1 pseudogene is annotated in these 244 nt (G+C 71.3%); it reads right to left on the bottom strand.

The features are described from left to right. Positions 1 to 244, bottom strand: a pseudogene (locus tag ACTFO6_RS19480) (23S rRNA (cytosine(1962)-C(5))-methyltransferase RlmI); the annotation flags it as partial.

Genomic DNA, 244 nt, shown 5'->3' with positions numbered 1-244 from the left:
CAAAGGGCCCACTCTGGGTTCGAGCCCTTCCAGGGTCCGCGCCTCCCCGTCGGAGCGCTCGAACACCCGCCCCGCGGCGGTCAGAGCGGCGAGGTGTTCGGCCAGGGTCTCGCGCCACGCCTCGGCTCCGCAACTATTGAGTTGCAGGACCAGGGTATCCCCGTAGCGGTCCGCCACCACCCCCGGCAGGCCGTCGGATTCGCCGTGCACGAGCCGCAAAGCGTCGGTTTCCTCCGCCGGCACC

Origin of the sequence: Pelomicrobium sp. G1 (assembly GCF_051905455.1) — a bacterium.
Taxonomy (GTDB): domain Bacteria; phylum Pseudomonadota; class Gammaproteobacteria; order Burkholderiales; family UBA6910; genus Pelomicrobium.
This window is presented reverse-complemented; position numbering and strand designations above follow the sequence as displayed.